General features: G+C 60.3%; 8 protein-coding genes. 4 read left to right on the top strand and 4 right to left on the bottom strand.

The features are described from left to right. Together HX846_RS21505 and HX846_RS21500 are read left to right on the top strand one after the other, a co-directional pair. A partial coding sequence (locus HX846_RS21505; RefSeq protein ID WP_178966061.1) for an HAAAP family serine/threonine permease occupies positions 1–1,170 on the top strand: 1,170 nt, incomplete at its 5' end. 300 nt (positions 1,171–1,470) lie between these two features. Then, positions 1,471–1,788 carry a DUF3509 domain-containing protein gene (locus HX846_RS21500; RefSeq protein ID WP_003212781.1) on the top strand — a complete coding sequence of 106 codons (318 nt, stop codon included), beginning with the start codon at positions 1,471–1,473 and terminating at the stop codon, positions 1,786–1,788. Here HX846_RS21500 and HX846_RS21495 read toward each other — a convergent pair. Then, the gene (locus tag HX846_RS21495) at positions 1,785–2,273 is read right to left on the bottom strand and encodes a phosphate-starvation-inducible protein PsiE (protein WP_003212783.1); all 489 of its coding nucleotides are present in this window, start codon (positions 2,271–2,273) and stop codon (positions 1,785–1,787) included. The two genes, HX846_RS21500 and HX846_RS21495, sit on opposite strands and share 4 nt — an antisense overlap. Before the next feature lie 283 nt (positions 2,274–2,556). Further along, a complete protein-coding gene (locus HX846_RS21490) occupies positions 2,557–2,814 on the bottom strand; it encodes a DUF6124 family protein (RefSeq protein ID WP_008438570.1) in 258 nt (85 codons plus the stop codon). Between the two features lie 305 nt (positions 2,815–3,119). On the opposite strand from HX846_RS21490, the gene HX846_RS21485 reads away from it, so the two are divergent. Then, entirely contained in the window at positions 3,120–3,380 is a 261-nt protein-coding gene (locus HX846_RS21485) for a YebG family protein (protein WP_003212789.1), read from the top strand. 167 nt (positions 3,381–3,547) lie between these two features. Here the strand turns inward: HX846_RS21485 and HX846_RS21480 are convergent, their stop codons facing one another. Further along, positions 3,548–4,273 (bottom strand): dienelactone hydrolase family protein, encoded by a 726-nt coding sequence (locus HX846_RS21480; protein ID WP_087695180.1) that lies wholly within the window; start codon positions 4,271–4,273, stop codon positions 3,548–3,550. A gap of 217 nt (positions 4,274–4,490) precedes the next feature. On the opposite strand from HX846_RS21480, the gene HX846_RS21475 reads away from it, so the two are divergent. Next, positions 4,491–5,798 carry an acetamidase/formamidase family protein gene (locus tag HX846_RS21475; protein ID WP_102605173.1) on the top strand — a complete coding sequence of 436 codons (1,308 nt, stop codon included), beginning with the start codon at positions 4,491–4,493 and terminating at the stop codon, positions 5,796–5,798. Positions 5,799–5,804: 6 nt separating this feature from the next. Here HX846_RS21475 and HX846_RS21470 read toward each other — a convergent pair. Then, on the bottom strand, positions 5,805–6,516 hold a 712-nt coding region (locus tag HX846_RS21470), incomplete at its 5' end, for a Glu/Leu/Phe/Val dehydrogenase family protein (RefSeq protein ID WP_178966060.1).

The following is a 6,516-nucleotide window of genomic DNA, read 5'->3' as shown; positions in this document are numbered from 1 at the left end:
GCCGGCACCTTGTTCCTGCCGATCAACGCTGGCGTGGGCGGCTTCTGGCCGTTGATCGTGCTGGCGCTGCTGGCCTTCCCGATGACCTTCTTCGCCCACCGTGGGCTGACGCGCTTTGTGTTGTCGGGCAAATCCGGCGACATCACCGAAGTGGTGGAAGAACACTTCGGCATCGGCGCCGGCAAGCTGATCACCCTGCTGTACTTCTTCGCGATCTTCCCGATTTTGCTGGTGTACAGCGTGGCGCTGACCAACACCCTGACCAGCTTTATGGAACACCAACTGCACCTGGCTGCACCGCCCCGGGCAATCCTGTCGCTGGTGCTGATCCTCGGCCTGATGGCCATTGTGCGCTGCGGCCAGGGCGTGATCGTCAAGGCCATGAGCGTGCTGGTGTACCCCTTCGTCGCCGCCCTGCTGCTGTTGGCGGTGAGCCTGATCCCCAACTGGAACGGCGCATTCTTCGCCTCCGCCAGCGAAGGCATGCCCGTGCCGGCCTTCTTCAAGACCTTGTGGCTGGCGATCCCGGTGATGGTGTTTTCCTTCAACCACTCGCCGATCATCTCCGCCTTCGCCGTCGACCAGAAACGCGTGTACGGCCCGCAAGCCGAACGCAAAAGCAGCGGCATCCTGGCCATGGCCCACAGCATGATGGTGCTGACGGTGATGTTCTTCTGCTTCAGCTGCGTGCTGGCCCTGTCGCCGGCTGACCTCGCCTCCGCCAAGGCGCAGAACATCTCGATCCTGTCGTACCTGGCGAACCACTTCCAGACCCCGGTCATCGCCTACGCCGCACCGTTGATCGCGCTGGTGGCGATCACCAAATCCTTCCTGGGCCACTACATCGGCGCCAGCGAAGGCTTCCAGGGCCTGATCGTCAAATCCCTGCGCGGGCGCAACCGCAGCATGTCGGCCAAGTGGCTGGAGCGCTGCACCGCGCTGTTCATGGTGCTCACCTGCTGGGCCGTGGCCACCTTCAACCCGAGCATCCTCGGCATGATCGAAACCATGGGCGGGCCGATCATCGCCTGCCTGTTGTTCCTGATGCCGATGTACGCCATCCGCCGAGTGCCATCCCTGCGCCAGTACTCGGGCCAGGCGTCCAACGTGTTTGTGGTGTTGGTCGGCTTGATTGCGCTGTCTGCGATCGTTTTTTCCGTGATGCCCTGAAACGGATCACCGAACTCAAAAACACCACCCACCCACTGTGGGAGCGGGCTTGCTCGCGAAAGCGGTCGTTCAGCTGAGCAATCATTGGCTGACACACCGCATTCGCGAGCAAGCCCGCTCCCACAGTGGAAATTTGATGGCAGGCAGATTGCTGTACGGCACGCCCCTTGCTGTACAGCTACTGAGGAAAACGGACCTTGTGAAAACCTCAGCGAGCGAATGGCCGGTGGTCAGGAAACGCGAACTAATCCCGACACCGGTCGTCAATGACTGCATGTTCTTATCAGGCGGTAACGCACCATGGACAACCCTTTTCAGATCATCACCGACACCTTCGCCCCGAAATACCGGGTCAATTTAAGCATCCAGCGGCTGGACGGCAGCATCATGCTGACCCTGTCCGATGAAGACGGCGTCGTGGCCAAACGCATGATCAGCGCCGAACAACGCAACGACCCCCAGCGCCTGAAACGGCTGGTGCAGAGTGTGCAATTCGGGATTGCGATCGAGCAGGGGCACAGCGCGATGGAGATATTGGCGGTGATGACCGATGGAGACAGCCACCAGGTACTGCAGCGGCCGCCGGTCAGCAGGCCGCCGCTCAACGCAGGGTTCTAGAGCTCGCCCTTCTCTGTTTCAAGGCTCGCTTCGCCCTTGCGGCGCGGGCCTTCGACCTTCACCGACGGAAATGCCGACGACGCATACCGCACCACCAGAATCGCGAACGCCAGCAGCAGAATCCCACCGCACAGGTAGATGATGCCGATGTCGGGCGGGTTGTGGTGGGACACGTTGGAAATCAGCAGACGGGTCAGCGCCGTGATCGCCACGTAGATCAGGAAACGCACCGGCATGTGGTTGGTCTTGAAATAAATCCCGACCATCGCCCCCAGTTCCAGGTAGATGAACAGCAGCAAGATGTCATCGATCTTGATGTGCCCCGTCTCCAGCATCCCCAGAAATTCCATCACCGCGGCATAGGCGGTCACCGCACCAATGGCGAACAGTGCCAGGTAGTGGAAGGTCTCGACGAACAGATTTCCCAAGGACTCGGCCAGTTGGTGCACGGTCTTGCGCAGGTTTTCAGCCCAGTTGATTTTCACGATGATGCTTCCTTAGGTCGGCTCGACCGGATAATGCGGGTTGGACGTGACGGTTTCTCTGCATGCAGAAAAAAGGCCAGGGAACAGGAAGTGAGATGGTGGCGGGGTGATATGAGGCACTTATCTTGCTGCTTGATGATCGTTCCCACGCTCCGCGTGGGAATGCCGCCCCGGACGCTCCGCGTCCCATGCCCCAGGGTTTCGGGTAGAGGTGACGCGGAGCGTCACGGTATGCATTCCCACGCAGAGCGTGGGAACGATCCAGGTGACCGGGTGATTCAGGTCAGGTCGGGGCGACTTGATCCAACGCTTGATCGACCAATAAACCACTCATTTCCAGCAGTTGATGGATCGCCAGAAGCAAACTTCGCTGTGGTCCTTCAAGCTCAAAAGCCAGGCTACTGGCCATTTCACGGGCACTGTTCAAGGTTTCGCTGGCATTGGCGAGTAATGTTTCAGTGTCAGTATTTGGGGTCACAGCGAAAAGCGCGGTAGGCGGCTTTATAGGCGATTCAGAAAAACAGGCAGTCATTTTTACCATGGTGCATTCCTTGGATTTACAAGATGTTTGCTCCTTAAATTCGAGCCGCCAAACTCGTGTACCGCATAAGCGAAGCCCGGAGAAGGTAAGCCACTGAATGACGCTCCTGCAACCCCACCAACCTGTGAGAAGTTTCCGATAGGGCAAACCAGCATTTGCCAGCTACATTGAAAAGCCACTACCCAAAGCCCATGGATTGGCTTATGCTTTAAGCTGTATATAAATACAGTAGTCGCGAGAACGCTTGGCGACATTCGAACCAAGGGCAACTCCCTTCAATACTGCACCGATGACGAGGCCGAAAAATGGCTGTTGAAACCCTGTATCGCAGTACCCGTGACCTGGAGACTACATTCGTGGATCGCAAACTTGCCGACGCACACGACCAGATGCTTGAACTGGCAGAGTCCCTGATGGAAGTGCTGTTGAAAAACGTCGAAGGCTTGAGCGAGAAGCAGGCAGAAGATGCCGGTATTTTCATGGCCAAGAACCGCGCGGCGTTTGCGGCGGCGTTCAAGAACAATGCGAGTGCATTGGCGGAGATTGGGCAGCCAGCGGCTGAGTGATGCATTGCCAGTAGTGGCGAAAGGGCTTGCTGTGGCAGAGGGAGCTTGTTGTGGCGAGGGAGCTTGCTCCCGCTGGAGTGCGCAGCGCTCCCAAGCTTTTGGGTCTGCTGCGCAGCCCAGCGGGNNCTCCCTCGCCACAGGTTATGCGTTGATGCCTTTCACATGTGTCATGCCTGCCACAAGGTCTTGCCGAAGAACGTCAACGTGCGGTCCCACGCCAGTTGCGACCAGGCGGCATCGTATTGCGTGTCTGCAATCCGACCATCACCAATCGCCGTCTCGTTGGCAAACGCATGGCGCGCCAGGTAGCGATGGAAAGTCGCGTCCACACCCGCAGCATGCAGTTTTGACTCCAGCTCCGCCACGGTGTCGATATTGAAGAAGGCATCCTGCGTGCCCCAATGCCCGATCAGCGGCGCCTTGATCTTCGAAGCATCCAGATACTCCAGCGGCGGGAAGCCGTACCACACCACGCCCGCAGCGACTTCCGGAATCGCGTTCAACGCCAGCAACGTCAACGCCCCGCCCATGCAGTAACCGGTCACACCGACTTTTTTCGAATCCGCCTGCAAGTACTGCACAGCACCCTTGATGTCCTGAGAAACCGCGTCACCAAAATCCAGCCCATCCATCAGGTGGTGAGCCTCTTCCTCTTCCACGGTCGACGCGCCGCGATAAAGGTCCGGCACCAACACGCGGTAACCGCATTCGGCCAGTCGATTGGCCACGCCCTTGATCTGATCGTTTACGCCCCACCATTCCTGGATCACCACGATCGCCGGCGCGCCTTCGAGTACGGCCGGGCTGGCCAGGTAGCCGTTGACGTCAGCGCCATCCGGACGTTTGAAGGTAATCATGCGCCCACTGGAGCGCCCTGCTGTTTGTTTGGACATGCCAACCTCGTTCTGATGGGTTTGAAAAAATAAGCCTGCAACAGAGATATCTGTATTTACCCGTGAACGCCACTGCGGGTGTATCAGAGTGTGTATGGATGCCCCTGAGATACACACGTACCGGCAATCGCGGCAGCGCGACACACGACAGATACACATCGGCGCTTAAGTGATGAAGCCTGTTCAACATTCAATCACCCAGGGCCCGGAAAATAAAATGAATAACCTCCCTTCTGTCGACCGTCTCACCGTCACCTCCTACACCAATGGGCTGCTCGGCCCCAGCCAGAAAATGCTCGGCCCACTGGCCGACGGTGGCACCTTGATCACCGGCACCCCGCCCGGTTGCTGGGGCCCGATGATCACGCCGGCCTTTGAGGGTGGCCATGAAGTGACCCAGCCCGTGTTCATCGCCGGCGCCGAAATCGGCGACGCGGTGGCGCTGAAGATCAAGCGCATGCGCGTCACCTCCCTGGCCACGTCCTCGGGGGTCATGAGTTTTGTCGAAGGGCGTTACCACGGCGACCCGTTCGTCGCGAAGTTCTGCTCCAACTGCGGGCAAGAGCATCCCGCCAGCCACGTCGAAGGCATTGGCGATGACGCCATTCGTTGCGATGCCTGTGGCGCCGAGGTCAGTGCGTTTCGTTTCAGCAATGGTTACGTGATCGTTCTGGATGCCGAGCATCAGGTGAGCCTGACGGTCAACCAGGCCGTGGCGGATCGCCTGGCCGGCAAGGCATCGGACCTGTCGGCGCTGCCCGAACTGTCTGCCCAGCACTCGATCCTGTCCCTGGCCCGCGCCGATATCCCGGGCCTGGCCGCGCATATGCGCCCATTCCTGGGCAACATCGGCACCACGCCTTCACGGGATCTGCCGGATTCCCACAACTGCGGCGACTTCGGCCAGTACCTGGTGGGCGCGCCCCATCGCTACAGCATGACCCACGATGAACTGCACGCCGCGAAAACCGATGGCCACATGGACACCAATTCCGTGCGCGAAGGCTGCATCCTGATCTGCCCGGTGAAGGTCCCCGGCGCCGGGGTGTACATGGGCGATATGCATGCTCAACAGGGCAATGGCGAAATTGCCGGGCATGCCACCGATGTGTCGGGGGAAACCGAACTGACGGTGCAGGTGATCAAGGGCCTGAGCCTGGACGGGCCGATCCTGCTGCAAAACCTCGATGACCTGCCGCCCATGGCGCGCCCGATGACCGCGGAGCAACGCCTGCGGGTGAAGGCACTGGGGGAGCGCTGGGGCCAGGTGGAGATCGAGGAGAACGCGCCCATCACCTTCATCGGCAGTGGGACCAATCTCAACGTCGCGACAGACAATGGACTGGAACGCGCCGCCGCCGTGACCGGGCTGCCGCTCGACGAAGTGCGCAACCGCGCGACCATCAACGGCTCGATTGAAATCAGCCGCCTGCCGGGAACCGTGCGGGTCACGATTCTGTGCCCGATGCACATCCTTGATCGTATGGGCGTGGGCCAACTGGCCCGGGAGAAATATCAGCTTTGACCCGCCTCAGCGGTACAGCAAGCGCTCCGCCAGCTCATCCGCTACCCGCGCGGGTGAGCGCTTTTCAGCCTGGGCATGGGCGAAGATTTCGGTCAGGCGTGTGCCGATGTTCGACAAGTGCGCGGTGATGGTTTCCAGCTCCGCGCCACCGTGCTTGAGAGCCACGTAGATCAGCCCACCGGAGTTGATCACGTAGTCCGGCGCGTAAAGAATCCCACGGCCTTCCAACTGATCGGCCACTTGCAGGTTGGTCAGTTGCGCACTGGCGGAGCCGGCCACCGCTGCGCATCGCAACTGCGCGACCGTGTAGCGGTTGAACACCGCGCCCACACCGCAGGGCGCAAGGATATCGCATGGGGTGCTGAGCAAGGCTTCGTTGGCAATCGGGTGCGCACCCAGTTGCTCCATGGCCAGTTGCACCTTGCCGTGGTCGATGTCGCTCACCAGCAATTCAGCCCCGGCGGCGTGCAACTGCTCGGCGAGGGCATAACCGACGTTGCCCAGGCCCTGGATCGCCACGCGCAGACCTTCCAGATTATCGCTGCCCAGGCGAGCCATCGCGGTGGTGCGGATGCCGGCGAACACGCCCATCGCCGCGTGGGGCGAGGGATCGCCGGCCGCCGTGGTGCTGGTGACATAGCGGGTCTGCTGGGCGATGCAATCCATGTCGGCCACCGAGGTGCCGCTGTCGATGGCGGTGATGTAGCGGCCATCCAAC

This window comes from Pseudomonas sp. K5002 (assembly GCF_013386655.1).
Taxonomy (GTDB): domain Bacteria; phylum Pseudomonadota; class Gammaproteobacteria; order Pseudomonadales; family Pseudomonadaceae; genus Aquipseudomonas.
Note: the sequence above shows the minus strand (reverse complement) of the source record. Positions and strands in the feature narration are given on the sequence as shown.

Excerpts from the sequence above, each read along its gene's own strand:
- HX846_RS21485 (WP_003212789.1), top strand. The coding sequence starts at position 3,120 with ATGGCTGTTGAAACCCTGTATCGCAGTACCCGTGACCTGGAGACTACA.
- HX846_RS21475 (WP_102605173.1), top strand. The coding sequence starts at position 4,491 with ATGAATAACCTCCCTTCTGTCGACCGTCTCACCGTCACCTCCTACACC.
- HX846_RS21490 (WP_008438570.1), bottom strand. The coding sequence starts at position 2,814 with ATGGTAAAAATGACTGCCTGTTTTTCTGAATCGCCTATAAAGCCGCCT.
- HX846_RS21500 (WP_003212781.1), top strand. The coding sequence starts at position 1,471 with ATGGACAACCCTTTTCAGATCATCACCGACACCTTCGCCCCGAAATAC.
- HX846_RS21480 (WP_087695180.1), bottom strand. The coding sequence starts at position 4,273 with ATGTCCAAACAAACAGCAGGGCGCTCCAGTGGGCGCATGATTACCTTC.